17 protein-coding genes are annotated in these 21,555 nt (G+C 40.5%); 7 read left to right on the top strand and 10 right to left on the bottom strand.

Annotated elements, in window-relative coordinates:
• Positions 1-742: 742 nt before the first annotated feature.
• The 4 genes from EWE74_RS21115 to EWE74_RS15095 form a co-directional block, all read right to left on the bottom strand.
• The gene (locus tag EWE74_RS21115) at positions 743-904 is read right to left on the bottom strand and encodes a hypothetical protein (RefSeq protein WP_165384740.1); all 162 of its coding nucleotides are present in this window, start codon (positions 902-904) and stop codon (positions 743-745) included.
• Between the two features lie 97 nt (positions 905-1,001).
• Positions 1,002-2,228, bottom strand: a complete 1,227-nt coding sequence (locus EWE74_RS15085; protein WP_206365267.1) for an MFS transporter — start codon at positions 2,226-2,228, stop codon at positions 1,002-1,004.
• 180 nt (positions 2,229-2,408) lie between these two features.
• A complete protein-coding gene (locus EWE74_RS15090; protein WP_130142441.1) occupies positions 2,409-2,999 on the bottom strand; it encodes a uracil-DNA glycosylase family protein in 591 nt (196 codons plus the stop codon).
• Positions 3,000-3,030: 31 nt separating this feature from the next.
• Positions 3,031-3,846, bottom strand: a complete 816-nt coding sequence (locus EWE74_RS15095; protein ID WP_206365268.1) for a ZIP family metal transporter — start codon at positions 3,844-3,846, stop codon at positions 3,031-3,033.
• Positions 3,847-4,293: 447 nt separating this feature from the next.
• On the opposite strand from EWE74_RS15095, the gene EWE74_RS15100 reads away from it, so the two are divergent.
• Positions 4,294-5,151, top strand: a complete 858-nt coding sequence (locus EWE74_RS15100) for a universal stress protein (RefSeq protein WP_130142443.1) — start codon at positions 4,294-4,296, stop codon at positions 5,149-5,151.
• 86 nt (positions 5,152-5,237) lie between these two features.
• Here EWE74_RS15100 and EWE74_RS15105 read toward each other — a convergent pair whose 3' ends face one another.
• From EWE74_RS15105 to EWE74_RS15125, 5 genes are all read right to left on the bottom strand, one after another.
• A complete protein-coding gene (locus EWE74_RS15105; protein WP_130142444.1) occupies positions 5,238-7,154 on the bottom strand; it encodes a polysaccharide biosynthesis protein in 1,917 nt (638 codons plus the stop codon).
• A 483-nt stretch (positions 7,155-7,637) separates the two neighbouring features.
• Complete coding sequence (locus EWE74_RS15110; RefSeq protein ID WP_130142445.1) at positions 7,638-8,474, bottom strand: MBL fold metallo-hydrolase; 837 nt, start codon at positions 8,472-8,474, stop codon at positions 7,638-7,640.
• 25 nt (positions 8,475-8,499) lie between these two features.
• A complete protein-coding gene (locus tag EWE74_RS15115; RefSeq protein ID WP_130142446.1) occupies positions 8,500-9,927 on the bottom strand; it encodes an L-serine ammonia-lyase in 1,428 nt (475 codons plus the stop codon).
• A gap of 64 nt (positions 9,928-9,991) precedes the next feature.
• Positions 9,992-11,698 (bottom strand): glycoside hydrolase family 3 protein, encoded by a 1,707-nt coding sequence (locus EWE74_RS15120; protein ID WP_130142447.1) that lies wholly within the window; start codon positions 11,696-11,698, stop codon positions 9,992-9,994.
• Positions 11,699-11,789: 91 nt separating this feature from the next.
• On the bottom strand, positions 11,790-12,332 hold the full coding sequence (locus tag EWE74_RS15125) for a TetR/AcrR family transcriptional regulator (RefSeq protein WP_130142448.1): 543 nt from the start codon (positions 12,330-12,332) through the stop codon (positions 11,790-11,792).
• A gap of 126 nt (positions 12,333-12,458) precedes the next feature.
• Here EWE74_RS15125 and EWE74_RS15130 point away from each other — a divergent pair, with 126 nt between their 5' ends.
• From EWE74_RS15130 to EWE74_RS15140, 3 genes are all read left to right on the top strand, one after another.
• Complete coding sequence (locus tag EWE74_RS15130) at positions 12,459-15,206, top strand: outer membrane beta-barrel protein (RefSeq protein WP_130142449.1); 2,748 nt, start codon at positions 12,459-12,461, stop codon at positions 15,204-15,206.
• 99 nt (positions 15,207-15,305) lie between these two features.
• Entirely contained in the window at positions 15,306-16,673 is a 1,368-nt protein-coding gene (locus EWE74_RS15135; protein ID WP_130142450.1) for a DUF4270 family protein, read from the top strand.
• Positions 16,674-16,676: 3 nt separating this feature from the next.
• The gene (locus tag EWE74_RS15140) at positions 16,677-17,687 is read left to right on the top strand and encodes a Kelch repeat-containing protein (RefSeq protein ID WP_130142451.1); all 1,011 of its coding nucleotides are present in this window, start codon (positions 16,677-16,679) and stop codon (positions 17,685-17,687) included.
• A gap of 76 nt (positions 17,688-17,763) precedes the next feature.
• Here EWE74_RS15140 and gltX read toward each other — a convergent pair whose 3' ends face one another.
• Entirely contained in the window at positions 17,764-19,284 is a 1,521-nt protein-coding gene (gene gltX / locus EWE74_RS15145; protein WP_130142452.1) for a glutamate--tRNA ligase, read from the bottom strand.
• Positions 19,285-19,344: 60 nt separating this feature from the next.
• Here gltX and EWE74_RS15150 point away from each other — a divergent pair, with 60 nt between their 5' ends.
• From EWE74_RS15150 to EWE74_RS15160, 3 genes are read left to right on the top strand one after another with little or no spacing between them, the layout of a single operon-like run.
• Positions 19,345-20,583 (top strand): sensor histidine kinase, encoded by a 1,239-nt coding sequence (locus tag EWE74_RS15150; protein WP_130142453.1) that lies wholly within the window; start codon positions 19,345-19,347, stop codon positions 20,581-20,583.
• On the top strand, positions 20,564-21,097 hold the full coding sequence (locus EWE74_RS15155) for a DinB family protein (protein WP_130142454.1): 534 nt from the start codon (positions 20,564-20,566) through the stop codon (positions 21,095-21,097). The genes EWE74_RS15150 and EWE74_RS15155 overlap by 20 nt, the downstream gene beginning before the upstream one ends.
• Positions 21,078-21,509: a hotdog fold thioesterase gene (locus tag EWE74_RS15160; protein ID WP_130142455.1), complete on the top strand. Its 432-nt coding sequence runs from the start codon at positions 21,078-21,080 to the stop codon at positions 21,507-21,509. Before EWE74_RS15155 ends, EWE74_RS15160 begins: the two co-directional genes overlap by 20 nt.
• Positions 21,510-21,555 lie beyond the last annotated feature (46 nt).

The raw sequence follows: 21,555 nt of genomic DNA on the forward strand, positions 1-21,555 counted from the left end.
GCCTGCCGCTAGCGTTCATCCTGAGCCAGGATCAAACTCTCCATTGTAAAAATGTAAATTGACCCCGGTCATCTTATATGACCGGATCGTCAGTATTTGTATACTGTACGGCCCGGACCGAAAAAATTGTAATCTCTTACAGCTTTCGTCCCTCTAAAGGACTCCTGCTGCGCTACATGATCATATATCTTAAAGAACTTCTCTCGCCGCCGCTTCGCGCTTTGGCCTTTATATCTGCCGACCAAATAGGCCGTCGATCTTCTGTTTCTGTACCCCCTCGTTCCCGAAGGGACTGCAAAGGTAGGGATGTTTTTCGGAATAACAAAAAAATATTTTCTTTTTTTGACCTACCCCCTTTCAACATATCCTGTGAACAGGACGCCCTCCCTCGCGGAGTGGTGCAAAGGTAGAAACTTTAACAATACACTCCAACAGTTTTCTTCCTTTTTCGACCCGACAAAACGCAAAACACTGAAAGATTGGCGGATAATTTTATTCACAATCCGTTGTACATTATGATATGGCATTATTTAATAATGCACACCGCTTCGTATTAACAATTAAAAACCCATCTCTTTTCATGGCGAAAATATACCCCATAAAGAAAGATCTATTTAACTAAAAAACAACGTTTAAAGGTGTCTGAACGCAGTTTTTAATATCTTTTTTTCGAAATAAGAAAGATTTCTTTCACCACAAACTAAACTCTTTTCACCAACAAATGGTCTTAATTCACCACAAACTAAACCCTTTTCACCAACAAATGGTCTTGATTCACCACAACCCAAACTCTTTTCACCAACAAACGATCTTGATTCACCACAAACCAAACCCTTTTCACCAACAAACGATCTTGATTCACCACAAACCAAACTCTTTTCACCAACAAACGATCTTGATTCACCAACAAATCGTTCTTATTCCAGAAACAAAGCCTCTAAGTGTTAGCCGATTATTTGTGTTGAGCAAACGATCGCTCGCGTAAAAGAAGGACAATCCGTTTACCGTCCTTTTACATTTGGCAGAAACCAAGTCACAATGCCAATCAGTGGGAGATAAGCGCAAATCCGAAATACATATTCAATACTTGTACGATCTGCCAGCCAACCCAAAAAGGCTGACCCCAATCCTGCGATCCCAAAAGCAAATCCAAAAAACAGTCCTGCAATCATACCTACCTTTCCAGGAACCAAATCGGTCGCATACACCAAGATGGCAGAAAATGCAGAAGAGATAATCACACCAATAATGATTGCTAAGATAACGGTAAACGTCAAACCAACGTAAGGCAACGCGAGAGTAAACGGTGCAGCCCCCAAAATAGAAATCCAAATAATTATTTTACGCCCATAACGATCGCCTAATGGCCCGCCAAGTATCGTTCCTACTGCAATAGCTGCGAGAAACGCAAACAAATAAAATTGTGACTCTTGAACACTTAGACCAAATTTACCTATCAAATAAAAGGTAAAATAACTCGTTATAGACGTCATATAAATATATTTCGAAAAAATCAGTACCAGCAATATAACAATAGAGCTGATTATCTTTCCACGACTCAATGCGTAAGTAGAATTGACCAGGCTTTGCGCTCCCGCATTCGCTGCACTCTTCCGCCTCTCTCTTTCCTGTATACTGCCTTTATACCACTTTCCAACCACCGATAGCAGTAAAATCCCGACGATGGCAATCAAACAAAACCATTGAATATGACGCTGCCCATGCGGTATGATAATTAGAGCCGCCATTAACGGCCCAATAGCGCTGCCCGCATTTCCGCCCACTTGAAAAATAGATTGTGCAAGCCCTTTCTTACCGCCGGAAGCAAGCTGAGCAACACGAGAGGCTTCCGGATGGAAAATAGACGAACCAATCCCAACCAAACAAACGGAAAGAAGAACAAACAAAAAATTCGACGCCATAGACAATGACACCAACCCTACCAATGTAAATCCCATACCAATGGCAAGTGATCCTGGATTTGGTCGTCTATCGGTATAACGCCCTACAAACGGCTGCAATATAGAAGCTGATAATTGAAAAACCAATGTAATCAACCCGATCTGGGTAAAATTTAAGGCAAAACTCTCCTTAAGCATCGGATATATCGATGGTATGACGGCCTGCAATAGATCATTTATAAAATGTCCAAAACTGATTGCAAACAAAATACTATACACCGTTCCTTTAACCGACGGGCGCGTTGATGATCTTATTGCTGTTTTCATATTCATTCCCTCCTTACAGATCTACATGTATTCAAATTAAATGCGATTCACAAAAATTTATCATACAAAACCCATATTATATAAAAATTATGGCACAGAATTTGCTTATATATAAGTTCATAATTTAGGTTAATAATTGGTTTGGAAGCCCCCGAAGTCGCCCGACTTCAGGGCTTCTTTTTATGCCTCATGCAAAACGCGGTCAATCCATCCTTGTAACACCGGCACAGCCCCTTCTTTAAACCACAGGTTCTTGGACATCCAAATAAAATTTCTTGGTGAGGGGTGTGGCAATGGAAAATACGTTGGTAAGTAACGTTGATAATTTCTTACAGTTTCCGTCAACGTCCTACATTTTTCTCCCCGAAGATAATATGATTGTGCATATTGACCTATTAACAGAGTCAATTTAATATTTTGCAATTGCTCAAATATAGATTCATGCCATAATGGTGCACATTCTCTGCGAGGGGGCAAATCTCCATTTTTGCCTTTTCCTGGATAACAAAACCCCATAGGCACAATAGCAAAATTTTTAGGATCATAGAAAGTCTCTTCCGCGACCCCCAACCAACTTCTAAGTTCTTTTCCACTTTGATCATCCCAAGGAATACCCGACGAATGTACTTTCGTACCGGGAGCCTGCCCCACAATCAAAATTTTAGAGCGATCATCAATTGTCAACACCGGATTGACCCCAGCTGACAGTCCTGATTCACAGACTCTACAACGTTTTATCGCTTTAAACAATGCATCCGTTTCCGCATTCATGCCTATCTATCGCTTATCTCCCACTCATTACCTAACCCAGTACAACATCCAATGACATCATCAAAATAAACCCCCCAATAAAACCCAAAGTCGCCCAATCCGAATCCTTATTCTGCTGGGCTTCAGGAATTACCTCCTCCACGACAACAAACATCATGGCGCCAGCAGCGAAAGCCAAAGCATATGGCAATAATGGCGTAAAGAATGCGACCGCGAATGCACCCAAAACAGCTGCTAGCGGCTCCACCACAGCAGAAAGCTGTCCATAATAAAAGCTCTTCCTTCGCGAAATCCCCATACGGCGTAAGGGCATAGCAACAGCAATGCCTTCGGGAAAATTCTGCAGACCGATTCCTACAGCTAAAGCAACGGCGCCACCAATACTTGCTTCAGGAACACCTGCTGCAACTGCTCCAAACAATACACCTACAGCAAGTCCTTCCGGAATGTTATGTAATGTTATGGCCAACACTAGTAATGTCGTTTTCTGCCACGGTGATTTCACACCTTCAACTTGCTTAAAATTAACATGGAAATGCGGCAATAGTTTATCGAGTGCAAAAAGGAATCCCGTCCCCATTAAAAAACCTACGACAGCGGGAAAGACTTGCATAAACCCCTCTCCCTCACTCATATCTATAGCAGGAATTAATAGACTCCATATACTCGCCGCTACCATTACGCCACCGGTAAAGCCCAGCATTGCATCAAGAAAATTACGATTCATCGTCTTAAAGAAAAAGACAAATGCTGCCCCCAAAGCCGTAACCAGCCATGTGAAAGTGGACGCATACAATGCAGCTAATACAGGATTTACTTCCGAAAGATAGTTAATAACATGATCCATTATTTATGTTCTGGAATATATCATGCACAAAGTTAATACAAAAATGAAACTTTCCTGAATTCTTATACAACAACAATCGTGAAATATCACACGAAAATTTCTGACGGCAAATAAAAAATTCATTTCAAAAAAAATCCTGAAGCGGGGAACTCCAGGATTTTTCTACTAACCAATTATTAATTAACCTAAATTATGAAAAAAATTACTCTATTGTTATCTCTAAAACGTCTAACGGAGCACTTTATTTTTTCAAAACCTTTATTTAACATCTTTTAACGGTTAAAGGATAGCAAAATAAATTCTTTGATAGGAGAGCACATTTTTTTTGCATATAAAAATGAATTACTCATGATAATTTTATATTGTAGAAATTCGTGAATACAAAGCATTTTATTTACGTTTGATAAATAGCTTATTATATAAAGAAAAACATATTACGCTCATTTTATGAAGAACGCAATTCTTGTACCCACCGACTTTTCTGATAACGCATGGACTGCTGTTATATATGCGGCTCATTATGCTGCAAAGCACAATTGGCAACTACACCTTCTTCACACCTATCATGAGTTTAGTAATGCACGAGCAGGCATCAAATTTACGGAAGAAGTACGTACCTCTATGTCGGAAACTGCTACTCAAAACATGGAAAAATTAGAAACAGACCTACGTGTACAGTTTCCAGATCTTGTGTTTACCTCAGCCTGTATGTTAGGCGACCTAAGCAAAACAGTATTGGATCTCTTACAAACAGACCAATATAATTTTTTGATTATGGGAACAAAGGGAGCCGGCCACATTAAAAGCGCAACTATTGGTAGTAATACATTTGAACTAATCAAAAAGAGTCCTATTGGTGTTTTAGCGGTTCCGCAAAACTATCAGCATTTCAAATTGGAAAAAATCGGCTTGTTAACAAATTTTAAAGAAAGTGAAGCTCAGCTTCTTCGCTCGTTTACCGCACGCATACAAGCAACATTGGATTTAGTGTTATTGCATGTTACAGAGAAAGAAGAATCTCCTGCCCTAACAGACGTCGAATTCTGGAAAGAGCAAATCGTGCAACGGTTTCCTATAAAAAACATTGACTACTGTGAAAAAAACGCAGTTTATCGATTAGATTATAATATGCCGATTCCAAAATGTATCGATTGGATGATCGAAAAGACGCAGGTAGACTTATTGTTAGTGGCTTATAGCCGTAAGAGTTTTTTTGCTCAACTTTTTTCGCGTAGTTTGACAAAATCAATTGCGCATAACTTATTGATCCCAACTTTTTTTCTCCGAAACGATATCAAAGTATAAAAGACCTCACACTCGTCGTAATGCTTGCCGTTCAAACTCGACAAACGGTCCGTTGGCCAGAGAGACATCGTTTCGTAAGCAGACATCTATTTATCCAGCTGATCGAAAACAGAATTTTGGGAGAGAAACTCAGGAACAATAGCTTTTAATTGACGAACCGACTCGAAATCGGCATATTCTGCCGAGTCATCATTACGTTCCACTAATTCACATAACAGATTAATCTGCTTTCTTTTCATCAACAAATCTGCCGTACAAACTTTCGCTATCATAATTTTCGGATGGTGCGTCTTGAGCGTGTCTTCATTATTTGCCAAGAGCTCTTCGTATATTTTTTCACCGGGACGCAACCCTACTATCTTAATATCGATATCTTGTGGATAACGGTACCCTTTTAATTTGATCATGCGCTTAGCCAAGTCCATAATTTTGACCGATTTTCCCATATCAAAAACAAAAATCTCACCTCCTTTTCCCATAGTTCCGGCTTCCAAAACAAGCTGACAAGCCTCTGGAATAGTCATAAAGAAACGTGTAATCTCCTGATGGGTCAACGTTAGCGGTCCACCTTTTGCTATTTGCTTTTCAAAAAGAGGAATAACAGAGCCATTAGATCCCAATACGTTTCCAAAGCGTGTAATAATAAAATTAGTATCGCTCTGCTCATTGCAAGAATTGACATATATCTCCGCAGCCCTTTTAGTCGCTCCCATAACATTTGTAGGATTGACAGCTTTATCAGTCGATATCATGACAAACTTATACACGTTATATTCCATCGACAAATCTGCCAGAATGCGGCTGCCGTATACATTCGTCCAAATAGCTTCGTAAGGATTAGCCTCCATTAACGGCACATGTTTATATGCTGCAGCATGAAAAACTACATCTGGGCGATGGACCTCAAATATACGTCGCATAAAGATTTTGTCACGCACATCTCCCACAATGAAATACGCTTCATCAGGATTGGAAGTATGAATCGTTTGTTGCACATCATATAATGCAGATTCAGCCTGATCCAATAAGACAATCTTTTGATAAGGTAGAACAGCAATCTGTCGCGCAAGTTCACTTCCAATAGAGCCTGCAGCACCTGTTATTAATATTGTTCGCCCTCTTAATTCCTTTTCTACAACAGGATTATCTAATTTAATCGGCTTTCTTCCTAAAAGATCTTCAATCCGTAATTGACGAATTTGCCGCTTACCTCCCCCACTCAGCAAGGATCGGCCAGGTTGCATAATTTTGAGTTCAATATTCAAGTTATGGAAATGGTCAGTAACGCGGGAAAGGCGCTCCGGATTATCATTTTCCACAGCAATAATAACTTCATCAATATCGTTTTTCCGGACAAAATTCTGGTCGATATCCGTAATATGTAAAATCCGTATTCCCCTTGAGTTTTTCCCAACCCTATTAGGTTTATCTTCTACAAATGCGATGACCTTATTTTTCGACCGTATATCGTCTTGCAGCATCGCATAAGCTACCAAACCAGGCCTCGACGCCCCAAATATCAATACATGCCTGCTTTTCCTTTTTGTAAAAAAAAGAAGCTCATAAATCTGTCTATAAACAACCCTCGCCGCAACCAACATCACCATCGTAAAAAAACCATGTGAAAAGACTACAGCATAGGATAGGCGAAGGTATTCCCCCCATATCGAATCCTTTACCGTAGTAGATCTTACTAATAACGTAATCAGAAAAAGTATCATACAGGCCAACCAAACCGTTTTGAAAATACGTATGGCCTCACTAAGACCGGTATGCCGCACAATCTCGCGGTAGGTCTTCATGGAAAGAAATGAAATCAGGTAAACCGATAAGACAACTATGCTTTGTTTAAACATCAATTCTATATCGAATTCACCTAGAAAACTATTTAATATAAAGTTGAATGCTACATAGCATCCAAATACAATAATAATGTCAATCAACAAAATAACCCAGCGCGGATTATCCTTTCGCAACTTCTTCTTCAGTACATTCAAATCCATCCTCGGATAGTCTAGTTATTTTATTTAACCTATGCCAACAACTACCCTAATCGTAGCATTTTCAATACATATTCGTCCTAAAACCCCTTCGCCTCAGAAATCAACATTAAAATTAACTCAGCTTATGAAGAGTCAACAACTCAACTATTAGGATAAACACAAATAAAACTACAAGCCAAAATGTACGCGTTGCAAACGGCACACGATTATATTTATTTATCAATTTGTTCATTTTTTAATATTATTATATGTCATTCCGCTAACGACTCTCAAAATTATTTTAACAGTAGCTGCCTTCTTTATTCAAGAAGTATGCCGAATCATTAAATAATGACCATAACTCTTCGTTTTTTGTAAAAAATACGTGATAAATACAAATCGATTTGGAAAAAAAAGAAAAACCCCCTATATTTGTACTATCATAATTTAGGTTTATAATTGGTTAGCTAAAGGTTTTCATTCTCCCCGTTTGAAAACCTTTTTTTATTTTTCAGGAAAAACAAAAGTGGTTTGATAAGAAACCTGTCGAATCACAATTTTCGTTGTCAATTGTGGTAGCAAAACCTGGCTATCAAACAACTCGGTCTCTTGATGGCGTGTAGCAATAGATAATTTAAGTCCCCCACAATGAGGTGCAAAGGTTCTGTACACCAATTCTACGTTATTGTTCTGTCCCGAAAGATGCCCCAATATTAAATGTCGCAAACGGGATGTTCTATATTCCAAAAAGGTTTCCAATGCGATATGATTAGATAGATGCCCCCAACCATTTCGTATTCTGTTTTTCAAAAAGAAGGGATAACTTCCTCTATCCAGCAATTCTTCATCATAGTTTGCCTCCAGCAAAAGAATATCTGCTTGTTGAATTACATGTTTCACGTTATCACAAATACGTCCAATATCAGTCAGCACGCCAATATTGATTTCCCCATTGGAAACCAAAAAGCTACAGGGCTCCTGCGCATCATGATATTTGGGAACTCCACACACAGTCAAGCTACCAATCTCTACGCGCTGATCCCGACGAATAATATGTGTTAAATTTTCGGGCAGCAGCAATCTAGCCCCACGATATGAACCGGAAGTCATATAGACAGGAATTTGATAACGCTTGCAAAAAACAGCTAGTCCACGAATATGATCAGTATGCTCATGTGTTATAAATATCGCCTTAATGCCTGCAGGAGCAATACTTAAATTTGCCATACGCAATTCCAGATGCTTCGCGTTAATACCAACATCAATCAAGATAGCATCGTCTGCATTGGCAATGTAATAGCAATTGCCATTACTCCCCGAAGCTAAAGCACAATATTTCATCTATGGGCAAAGATAAAAATATTGATTAACACTCGGGCAAGCTCAGCGGTACTTTAATCGCCAATCCACCGTCCGCAGTTTCTTTATATTTCACATTCATGTCCTGTGCCGTCTCCCACATCGTACTAACTACCGCATCAAGACTTACCTTAGCTTTATCAGGGTTCGAATTTAACGCTAATTGAGCAGCTGTAATAGCTTTTACAGCTCCCATCGTATTTCTCTCTATGCATGGCACTTGCACCAAGCCACCAATAGGATCACAAGTCAATCCCAAATGATGTTCCATCGCAATTTCTGCCGCCATCAGTACTTGGCGTTGCGACCCCCCCAAACATTCTGTCAATGCACCCGCCGCCATCGCAGACGATACGCCAATTTCTGCTTGACAGCCACCCATTGCTGCCGATATTGTTGCGCCCTTTTTAAAAATAGATCCAATTTCAGAAGCAGCGGCAATGAACTGCATAATTTTCTCCTCCTTATAGGCATCGTGAAAGGTAATATAATACTGCAGCACCGCGGGAATAACACCAGATGCGCCGTTGGTAGGTGCTGTAACCACGCGCCCAAAAGAAGCATTTTCCTCATTAACAGCAAGTGCAAAGCAACTCACCCAATCCAGAATATAGTTAAAATCTTTCCCTCCTTCGCGTATGGCATTTACCCACGAGTCGTAATTCTGATATACCCTTTCTTTCAACAAGCGCCTATTCATCTTGGAGGCGCGCCGCTCTACATGCAATCCGCCAGGCAGTACACCTGGGGTATGACAACCTTTATATATGCAATCCTTAATCGTGTGGAAAATTTGCATGATGCCACTTCTAGTTTCTTCTTCGGATCGCCATGCCAATTCATTCTCCATCACTAACTCCGAAATTTTCAATCCCGTCCGCATGCACCACGTCATGAGCTGCTGGGCCGTATCCACAGGGAATGCCAAATCAACTTCCTTTAAAACACCAACCGTGTCGTCTTCCTGCACGACAAAACCTCCTCCAATGGAATAGTAGGTTTCAGATACAGCAATACCATCGGTTAAAAATGCTTGAAAAGTCAGGGCATTGGGATGAAAAGGCAAGCTTTCTGTATAAAGAAACAACAAGTTCGTGGCATAAGAAAAATTAATACAGTGTTCTCCTCCCAAATCTAGTTTTCCAGACGATTTGATTTCCTGCACCTTCGGCATTACCTGATGAACATCGAACGTAACTGGATCATCACCACTGAGCCCTAATAACACTGCGATATCAGTTCCATGCCCTACGCCGGTTTTTGCTAAAGAACCATACAATAAAATATGGACACCCGCTACCTGTTGCAGTATCTCCTTATTTTTTAATGTTTCTATAAATCGTTGCGCTGCACGCCAAGGACCAAGGGTATGCGAACTTGACGGTCCGATACCAATCTTAAACATATCAAAAATGGAGATTTGTTCTTTAGCCATTGCGAAAATTTAAGTCTCACAAAGCTATCTTTTAAATGGCAATATGTCAAATGAATCTGTTTGGCTACATCCCATCACCGTAAGCAAAACGCTTATTGACGGTCACGGGCAATTTGCCCTGCGCTTTAGTTTGACCTAATAGCACTTTCAGCGCCGCTTTTTGCATAAAATGGTCATTTTGATAGGCGAGGATTATACTATTACTACGCTCAATAGGCAAATTATCCATTACATAGGGATTCGTAAACATCACGGTAATCGTTCTTCTTCCTGCCAGCCGATCGATGAATTCCCGCACCTGCTCGTTTACCTTAATCTCACTCCCCGGACGCATACGATTATCATGTATTGCCAAAATGATCTGTGGACTTCGACGGACTTCTTTCAACAAATCTTTCATCTCCTCCGCTGTTTCTTTTCCCGTAATAAAAAACTCCTTTTTATCAGACAGCTGTACAGCCAAGCCTTTCTCAAAGTCTTGCGCGTGATTCACACCTATAGATACAATGGCTGTTTCGATCTTTTTATCAAAAGATCGAATACGCCGATCCGATTTCAGCACCGTAATGGCGGCATCCGCCAATCGCTGCACTAATGATTTTGACGCAGGTGTATTTAAATCATTTACCAGATTGATCGTATTAACCGGTCGATATTGATTTAGTCCCAACCAATATTTAGCTGCGAGTACACGTTTTACACGTTGATCTAGTTCTGCCTGTTTTATACGTCCGCTTTTCACGGCCTTTTCAACCAAGCCGATGGCACGCGCGCTGTTTTCAGAGATTTCCAATAGGTCATGTCCTGCCTCAATCGCCATCACATCTGCTTCTCCATTGGGAAAAAACTTCTTTACCCCCTTCATATCCATCGCATCCGTTACTGTTAGCCCTTTAAATCCCAACTCGTTACGCAAAAGATCTGTTACTACCTTTCGTGAAATAGAAGAGGGTATATTAGGCTTTGCATCTAGTGAAGGAATATTCATATGGGCTACCATAACCGCGGGCGCGCCCTGTCGGATCAGTTCGCGAAATGGGAAAATTTCCAGACAGTCTAGTCGTTCTTTTGAGAATTTCAGCTGTGGAAGGTCGTAATGCGAGTCTACGTCCGTATCACCATGCCCCGGGAAATGCTTCAGAGAGGCAATAATTCCTCCGTCCACCATACCGTCCATATATGCTTTCGCTGTTTGCATTACATTGCGTTTATTATCCCCAAAAGATCGGAAGTTAATAACCGGATTTTTAGGATTATTATTGATATCAACCACTGGAGCAAAATTGAAATGCATACCAATACGCTGAAAATCTCGTGCCACCTGTCGACCCATTTCGTAAATCAGCTTTTCGTTTTGTATAGCCCCTAAAGTCATCTGATAAGGAAAAGAAATGGTCGAATCGGGAAGCCGCATACCAAGTCCCCACTCTCCATCAAACGTCACCAACAACGGAACCTTTGCCAATTTTTGGTATTGATTGAACATCTGCGAATGTCGTACTGGCCCTCCCTGGAACACAACCAAGCCCCCCAATTGTTCTTTTTGAATAACCTGTGCGACCGAATCGATATACCGCTGCCCTAAATTGGTATGCGCACGAACTAAAAAAAGTTGTGCAATACGCTCTTTAGGTGTGAGCTTCTGAAATACGGAATCCACCCATACATGCTGACTATTGATAAATTTAACGAAATCAGGTCTTTTTTGCCCATATACACTAGCCACAAAAAACACACAAAAAGAGAAAAAGGAGAAGAACTTTCTTACCATAATTTATTAATTATTCAGATTCGAATTACGCGAAAAAAAAGATACTCTCCAAATTATTGCGCATTTTACACAAAACACGCACAAAAACGCTTTACAGCAAATTATATTTCTTTTCCAACAATTGCGCGAGCTCTACCCCGTTATCGATATCCCCATTCGCCTCTTTTTTCCAAAGCATGTCAATAATAAGCAGCAGATACTGCGTTTCCAATTCGGGTTCTCCATAGCCTAGTTCGGAAAAGGCTTTCACCAAAACAGGCTGTACCGGTTTCATAAACTGTTCATGCTGTTGCTTGGAAAAACTATTATGCGACAAGCGTTCTTGCAATTTCCAAAAAAGTGGTTCATCGGCAACTAGCTTATTTGGCAGAAAAATCATATTCCTCAAAAACTCTTTGGGGTTTTTGTATGTCATCATCCCTCGATGATGCGAAAGCACCCGCCTATATCCGGACTTGATAATATGTGTCAACAAGGCATCTTTATTACCAAAATGTTTAAAAATAAGCGCTTCCGATACTCCTGCTCCCGCCGCAATCTCTTTTGTCGACGTATCCACATAGCCTTTCGTCGCAAATAAAGAAAGGGCTACTTTCATTATCTTCTCTTTACGGCTTAATGTCGTCTCTTTCATGTAAAACTATACTATTTTTAACAAAGATACTATTTTTCAGCACGACTGTCCTTTGCAAAATTTTTGAAACAATCAACCAAACCTGCCTTGTCTTTTCTATCTTTAAATGGTCAACATAAACCTACAATGAATTTTCGCATTTTGGTATCCCTTCGTTATCTCAGCTTGATTTTGATTTTATCAATCAGCAGCATAACATCTATGGCTCAACACGCGATAAATGGCAAAGTCGAAGACAAAATTTCGAATATCCCCCTTACGGGAGTAACCATAAACATACTGAACACAAAAGATTCGATTTTGCTATCTACATCGACTAATCGATTAGGTATATTTTCGTTCAAAAACATCCCGCATGGCAGGTATAGTTTACGCGCGATTAACCTTGGTTATCAACCCTTTAAATTATCTATTATCCTATCGGATAAAGATATCCAAATCGACATTCCGATGGAATCCGCAGAGATTGCTTTGGAGGAGATTGAAATCACGGGAACTCCAGCAATTTCCCTTCGGGGGGACACCACCGAATTTGATGCAAAGCGGTTTTCGACCCGAGAATATGCAGATGCTGACGAATTAGTTGCCCAGATACCAGGAGTGGAATTAGATGAAGAGGGAAATGTGAAAGCACATGGCGAAGAGGTCACCAAGATTATTGTTGACGGAAAAGAGTTTTTCAGTACAGATCCCCGGATAGCTCTCAAAACCCTACCTGCTGAAATCATCGATAAAATTCAGCTCATAGACGAAAAATCGGAACAGGCTAGATTTTCTGGCTTTGATGATGGCGAACGACGAAAAATCATTAACATTGTAACAAAGCCAGACAGAAAGCGTGGCACATTTGGAAAGGCTTCTTCGGGATACGGAGACGAAAATAAATTTGCGCTAAATACATCCATAAACCGATTCAACGGTGATGAGAAAATCGCCGTAAACCTCATGGCAAATAATGTCAACGAAACGAACTTTGCCGAACAGGGCCGTGGTGGATCACGACGAGGGAACAACAATACCGATCGTGGATTGTCAGACACCTATGCAGGAGCTATTAACTACAACAACGATTTCTTGGATAACGCCATGGATATCAGTGGCGACTATAACTTTCATTCGTCCAAGACAAGTGTTATTTCTTTATCCGATATCGAATATATCTTAGGGAACCGTGCCAACCAATCTCGATCACAAGACCAGTCCAGCCTTAATCAGCAAACAGAACATAAGGCAAACGCACGTGTACGGTGGAACATCAACAACAAGCAACGTATCGATTTTGCACCCAACCTATCTTACCGCTCTTTGGGTCGTTCCGGAAGCAATCATTTCTCTACTTTCTTAAACAAAAATGATTTGCTCAATACATCGGCTAGGCAGACCGACAGCCACAACAGCAATTTAAATTTTGGAGGAAGGCTAACCTATATGTATCGTTTTAAAAAGCTCGGACGAACAATTTCCTTAAGCGCTTCCGGAAATAAGAATACTAACGATGCTTTGGGAAAAAACCTTGCCCTTACCGAATATTACAAAGACGCATTGCTTAATCGGGTCGACACCAACGATAACCAGAGTATCACCAACGGATATGGATCCGGCTTCAATAACAGGTTGTCTTATACAGAGAATCTCTCCCAACGGAGCAGACTACAAATCAGTTACAATATTAGAAACACGCTGAACTATTCCGATCGAGAAACATTTGAATGGCTAGCCGAAACAGGCCAATTGGGTGAATTAAACGACCGTCTATCAAATGAATTTAGAAATGATTTCAATTATCATAAAGGGGGATTGTCTTTTTCCTATAATAAAAAAGATTCTCTGCGCTTTCAAATTGGGTTAAGTTATCAACATGGCGTTCGCAATAACGACCGTACGGTACCGATCCACCTTATAACACAAGCTTCCTTTGGCAGCTTCCATCCCGAATTTTCAGCAACGTACAATATAAGCAAAGAAAGACGTCTAGAACTAAATTATAATACCACGACGAATACACCGAATATCAATCAGCTACAGGATTTCATCAACAATCAAAATGAATTGAACATCCGCAACGGCAACCCTTATCTGAACCAAGAGTACAACCACCAAGTAAAAATTCAGTATAAGGACGTGCAACGCTCCACGGGGCAAAGCTTCAATTCAAGCATGGATTTCAATTATACAAATGATAAAATTGTCAATTCCGTCCTGACGACAGACACCGCTCTCGTACTGATTGAGGATATACGCTTAGGAGCTGGGGGCCAATATACCGTTCCCATCAACGTGGACGGCGCTTATGGCATACGCTGGACCAACAGTTTTGGTATCCCCATCAAAAAATGGAAACTCAACTTAAACTTAAACAACACCACGTTCTATAATAGCAACTTTGCGGTGCTCAACGATCAATTGGTACAGGGATATAATTACGGTGTACAGCAGCGCATCGGTTTAAATACCAATATCAACAAAAAGTTTGTTTCAGGACTAAACTATCGCATCAACCTCACATTAAGTGAGAATCCAATGTCTCGTGTAGCTGTTTATAAGCTATATTCTCACACCATCAATCACACATTAACATACGAATTCCTAGGTTCACTTATTGCGCACTCTAATCTGTTATATATCTATAACAGCGGCATATTGGAATCTCCCGGCACCCATACGATGCTCTGGAATGCTTCGCTGGGCACCAAATTTTTAAGACAGAAAAATGCAGAACTATCGTTAAAAGCATTTGATATCTTCAATCAAGCACAAAATATTGGCAGAAGGGTTACAGACATTGCGATTACCGATGTGACGTCCAATACGTTAACACGTTATTTTATGTTGTCACTAATTTACAACTTACGAAATTTTGATCGTGGGAAGTAGGAGAAAATTAGTAGCTTTGCACCGCACAAGGCTATTTTAACAAAATATAACACTGTTTAACAGTTCTATTTAGTTACTTTTGCTCGTCAAATAACAAGTATGAATCATTTTTTTAAGAGAAGTATTCACTTTTTTGCCGTATCATTTTTCACACTAATCATTGTACTTTCCTGCGACAAGGACATGAGCGTGATGTTAGATAATTCCGCCACAAGCAATGTAGGTGTCACGATGATAGATTCGTTCACGGTTAATACTTCCACTGTTCAGCTATCCGATATGCCTTCGATTTATACCGGTGTAGTACTTGTCGGTAAAGCTACGGTTCCGTACAGCGGAGTTATAGAATCATCTTCTTATTTTAGGATTGGTTTTTCGACATTAACCAATGACATTCCAGAGGCTGCGACATTTGATTCGTTAAATTTAGTGTTAAAACCTACTTATAATCGCTATTACTTTGGTGATACCACAATTGCACAGACTATTCATGTACATCAACTTACAGAAGCTTTAGCAAGTAAAACACCTACTCCTCGCTATCCGAACCAACCGCTTCCAATATACGTAACGGGTGCATCTATATTCTCAGATCAAACCTTTGCTTACAATAGTTCCACAATTGGCACAGCAACATTCCGACCCCGTATAAAATCGATGGATACCTTGAACATTCGTCTAGATGACAACATCGGACAGGATTTTTTTGACAAGGTAAAAAAAGGTGATATCCGCGTAACATCAAACAATAATTTCCAAGAGTATTTCAAAGGACTGGTATTGACTCCGGATGGAAACAACACGACTATTCTTGGTTTTAGCGATACACTGCAAGTTAAACTTAACTATAGCTATTACGGAACTGACGGGCATAAACAGATCGGCTTCAAAGAACTCAAGATTGTCGACCCGAACTATCAATACAACAATATCAGGACAGACCGAACAGGCACAGCTTTTGAAAGCCTATCGTCTACTAACGCCTTGTCAACAACAGCGACTGGAGGTCTTACCTACGTACAAGCGGGAAGTGGCACTGTAGCGAAAATCTCTTTACCATCGTTAAAAGAATTCCTACAGAATGAGAATATGGCGATCAATAAAGCAGAATTGGTAATCGAAACATCGTCCAAAACCACCGGTATGTATGCCATACCGAGTTCTTTAATACTTTTTGTAGCCGATCAAGATGGAGTACCTATTTCGTTTCTGCAAAATTCGTATGGAACAGGAATGCAACAAGCGGCATTTGTAGCTGGGAGAGAGTTCGGGCAGAACGGCACATACACATTCAATGTGATGGCATATTTGCAAACGCTTAAATCAACAACTACATACGACAACACATCATTCTATCTGAGTGCGGCCAGTCTTGACTTGTTCAGCACTTTTAATACTGCATTTATCGAGTTGGAAAATGCAAAACCCAAAATAAAATTGAATATATTGTATACTAAATTTAGATAATTTATGAATAAGAAAAATTGGCTATTGTTATTCTTTGCCTGTGCTATTGCCTTCACGTCGTTCAACTCTTGTAGCAAAGATGATGATGACGATACAACGGATGACGGCCCTACCGAATGGACAAGATCAGTTGTATTTGACGGCCAACGCCGCAGTGGTGCTGCCTCATTCAATATTGATGGTTCAAATGCCTATGTCGTTGGCGGGTATGTGAACGCTACTGTCGGACTAGTATCTGACGGATTTAAATTTGATGGTTCTGCATGGTCTACGATCGCTGCATTTCCAGGCGATGCACGCCATGAAGCCGTAGGTTTCGCTATCAACGGCAAAGGTTATATTGGTACTGGCCGAAATTTAGATAACGAAGATTTCAACGATTTCTACAGCTACGACCCGTCTACCAACACGTGGACGCAAATTGCCGATTTCCCGGGAGAAGCTCGTTATGGTGCGGTTGCTTTCACTTTGGGAAATTATGCTTATGTAGGTCTCGGACGTGAAAAAGCCGGTGCAACGGACTTCAGTAATTTCTACCGTTACGATCCTTCCAGCGACACGTGGACACGTATAAATACATCTTTCAAATACAAAAAAGCGTATGCTTTTGCGTTTGTAATTGGCGATAAAGCTTACGTGGGTGGAGGAAACACGGGTAGCAGTGCGTTGCCGGAAGATTTCTATTCGTTTGACGGAACTAATTGGACGTCACTAAACGATTTGAACCGCAGTGACGACAATTATACTTACGATGCCCGCAAATACAGTGCAAGTGCATTCACTATTGGCAATTACGGTTACGTGGTTAGCGGTCGTAACGCCAGCACCGTAACTAGTACCGTATGGAAATATGAGCCATCCTCAGATTCTTGGACCGATAAACATCAGGCTCTTTCTACTGACCCTCGGGAAAAAGCAGTTGGTTTCTCACTGAATGGTAAAGGTTACGTCACAACAGGTTTGAACGGAAGCACCGTTTACGACACTACATTTGAGTTTGCTCCTGTTCGTTAGTTTATACAAGGAATAAGTAAAAAAGGAGCTGACTTTAATGTACAGCTCCTTTTTTATGCTATCTAATCTTATGTTTTTATGCAAAATGCGGCAACGCCTTCTCTATACGCTTTATAACCTCATCTTTACCTAATCTCTCCGCAATTTGGAATACATCTGGCCCAAATTTTCTACCCACTAACATAATCCGAAAAGGCATCATCAGCTCACCGATTTTCATACCTGAATCAGCAACCTTATTTTTGAAAAAAGGTTCTAGAGAAATAGCGGTCCATTCCTGCATCGTCTCAAATTCTGCTGCTATATTTTGAAAAAAGGCTGTTTTATTTTCATTCCACTTGGGTTTTACTGCATCCACATCATAGATGTCAGGTATAGTAAAGAAAAAAGAAGCCTGTTCCCAAAAATCTTCGACAAAGGTCATGCGTTCCTTCACCAAAGCTAATACTTTCAATACATAATCTGACGGACGTGAAGTGACCTCGTGTTGATTTAACACCCCCTCTATCTGCGGTAAGATCTCGGTATTATCTGTTTTCTTTATCCATTCGTGGTTAAACCACTTGGCTTTCTCGAAATCGAATTTTGCACCGGCCTTACTAACTCTATCGACTGAGAACTTCGAAATGAGTTCTTCGATACTAAAAATCTCTTGCTCGGTTCCGTCATTCCAACCCAAAACAGCCAACATGTTAATGAAAGCCTCCGGTAGGAACCCCATTTCGCGAAATCCTTTGGTAACGTCTCCCGATTTCGGGTCGGTCCAGCTCATGGCATATACCGGAAATCCCAATCGGTCGCCATCGCGTTTGCTAAGCTTACCATTTCCATCTGGCTTCAAGATAAGGGGCAAATGTGCCCAGTAGGGCATTTTATCCTTCCATCCCAGATATTCCCATAGCAATATATGCACGGGTGCTGAGGGAAGCCATTCTTCACCGCGGAAAACATGCGAAATTTCCATTGCTTTGTCGTCAACCACAACAGCCAGATGATATGTTGGCATCCCGTCTGCTTTCAGCAAAACTTTATCATCTATCAAGCTCGTTTCAAACGCGACACGTCCTCGAATCATGTCTTCAAAAGAAACAGTGTCTTCTAAAGGCATTTTAATACGAATCGTGTGGGGATGCCCATCAGTTAAAAGTTTTGTCGTTTCTTCTTTGGTTAAGCTTAACGAATTACGCAATTGCAAACGGTTTTCATGTGAATACCGAAAGTTCGGTTCTTCCTTACGGCGTGCATCTAGTTCTTCTGCTGTATCAAATGCATAATAGGCGAATCCGTCATTCACCAATTGTTCCGCATACTGTCGATAGGACGCTTTCCGCTCACTTTGCCGATAAGGACCATATTCACCTGGTTTATTTGGTGTTTCATCGGGTGTAAGCCCACACCATTCCAAACATTCATTGATATATTCTTCTGCTCCTGGTACAAATCGAGTTTGATCAGTATCTTCAATTCTCAAAACAAATTCCCCCCCATGATGGCGAGCATACAGATAATTAAACAATGCCGTGCGTACACCGCCGAGGTGTAAACCGCCTGTAGGGCTTGGCGCAAAGCGCACTCTTACTTTTCGTTGCGAACTCATAGATGCAAAATTACACATTTTAGGAATGGCAAAAAATCCCTATTTTGCACACTATTAGATATGAATCAGGACAAGCTATATCAATATAATAATAAACAGCGTTGGAAATTCTTTCTTTTCGTGTTTGCCGCTCTCATTGCGGCTGCATCCCTGTTTTACACAAACTATTTAGTAAAGAGCCTTTCTAGATCCGAACGTACCAAAGCTGAAGTTTGGGCGATGAGTACCCGTAGTATTATGACCATGCCCGATGTGGATGATCAATTCATTAGCTATGTGTATGCGGTACGAGACAGTCTATCCATCCCCGCGATAATCACCGATAGCGACGGCAACATCATCTTTTGGCGGGACCTTGATCCTAACAAAACCAATATCCAAGAACAAGTCGATTCTACCAACAACGATTTAGAATACGACCCCGGTTATTTCGAAAAACAATTGGCACGCATGAAACGGAATCACGCACCTATTGCGCTCCCATTGGACACCGGGGAAACATGGTCTGTTTATTACTTAGATTCCCTTGCATTACGTCAATTACGTATTTTCCCTTACCTCCAACTCTCCCTAATTGCTATTTTTCTGATCATCGCCTATACGGTTTTTAATTCTATCAAAAAATCTGAACAAAACTTAGTATGGGTAGGTATGGCGAAAGAAGCTGCACATCAACTTGGCACCCCCATATCTTCATTAATGGGATGGTTAGAGCTTGTGCGTATTAAATTCAATGCTGAGGATGATAGTGCCCTAAATGAAATGGAAAGAGATGTAAAACGTCTGGAGATTGTTGCAGATCGCTTCTCGAAAATAGGTTCTATCCCTTCCTTAACCAGCCATGTTGTTCATCAAGTTATCCGTGATTTCGTCCAATATTTTAAAGTGCGAACCAGCGAGAAAATCATGTTTGAAATTACGGGGGATCAGACTGTTGAAGCGAAATTGAACATTCCATTATTCGATTGGATTATCGAAAACTTACTAAAAAATGCAGTGAATGCCATTGAATCCGAAGGAAAAATAACGATTAACATCATCGACAACATTGCAAAAGAGGAAATTTTTATAGACATTAGCGATACCGGAAAAGGCATTCCGAAATCAAACTTCGATGCAATTTTCCAACCTGGTTTTACAACACGTAAACGTGGTTGGGGATTAGGGCTCAGCTTAACAAAACGTATGGTTGATTATCATCAAGGTCAAATATTTGTTAAGGAATCTGAACTAGAAAAAGGAACAACATTTAGGATTATACTTAAAAGTAATTTACGCTATGAACCCACTCAAGTCTGATGAATATCCTGCAATATACAGTGATTACATAGAAAATGTAGTTGGACCTGTTATGGAAGAATTACACCAGCAGGTGGAAACTTTCCCTGAATTTATCCGAAATATCCCGGAAGATTTGGGCAATTATACCTATGCAGAAGGGAAATGGACAGTCAAAGAGGTACTATGCCACATCTTGGACACCGAACGGGTTATGGCCTATCGTGCCTTACGATTTGCTCGCAACGACATGACAGAACTAGCTCCTTTTGAACAAGACGAATTCGTACAACATGGACGTCACAACGAACGCTCTTTGGACAGCATAGAAGAAGAGTTCATCCATCTCCGAAAGGCGAATCTCGTGTTATTCAACACCTTCAACGAAATAGAACTAGAGCGAAAAGGTATGGCTTCAGGTAGACTCATCACCGTTAAAGCTTTCCTTTATGTGATTGCAGGTCACCTGGCACATCATCGCATTATTTTAAAAGAACGCTACCTTAACAATGAGAATGTCGAAAATTTGGTTTAAAGATTATACGCTGGAGGAGATTAACAGTATTTTCCAAAAATTTATGACAGGTTATCTCCACATCCAGGCAACGGAGGTACGAAACGATATGCTGATTGCCTCGATGCCCATATCTGACAAAGTCAAGCAACCGTTCGGGATTTTACACGGCGGAGCGTCTGTAGTATTGGCAGAATCTGTTGGGAGTATCGCGTCCAATCTCATTATTGATCCGCAGCGCTTAGTAGGTGTGGGAATGGAAGTAAACGCTAATCATTTGAAATCCGTTGCAGCGGGCACACTATATGCGTATTGTTCTCCTCTTCATATTGGAAAAAAAAGCCACGTCTGGGATATCAAAATAAAAAATGAAAAAGACGTTCTTATTTGTATTTCTCGACTGACGGTTGCGATTATAGATAAACCTTCTTAAAAAAAATAAAAAATTTTAAAACTATATCATCATCTAAATTGTACTA

It is taken from the genome of Sphingobacterium corticibacterium, assembly GCF_004208525.1.
GTDB classification, from domain to species: domain Bacteria; phylum Bacteroidota; class Bacteroidia; order Sphingobacteriales; family Sphingobacteriaceae; genus Sphingobacterium; species Sphingobacterium corticibacterium.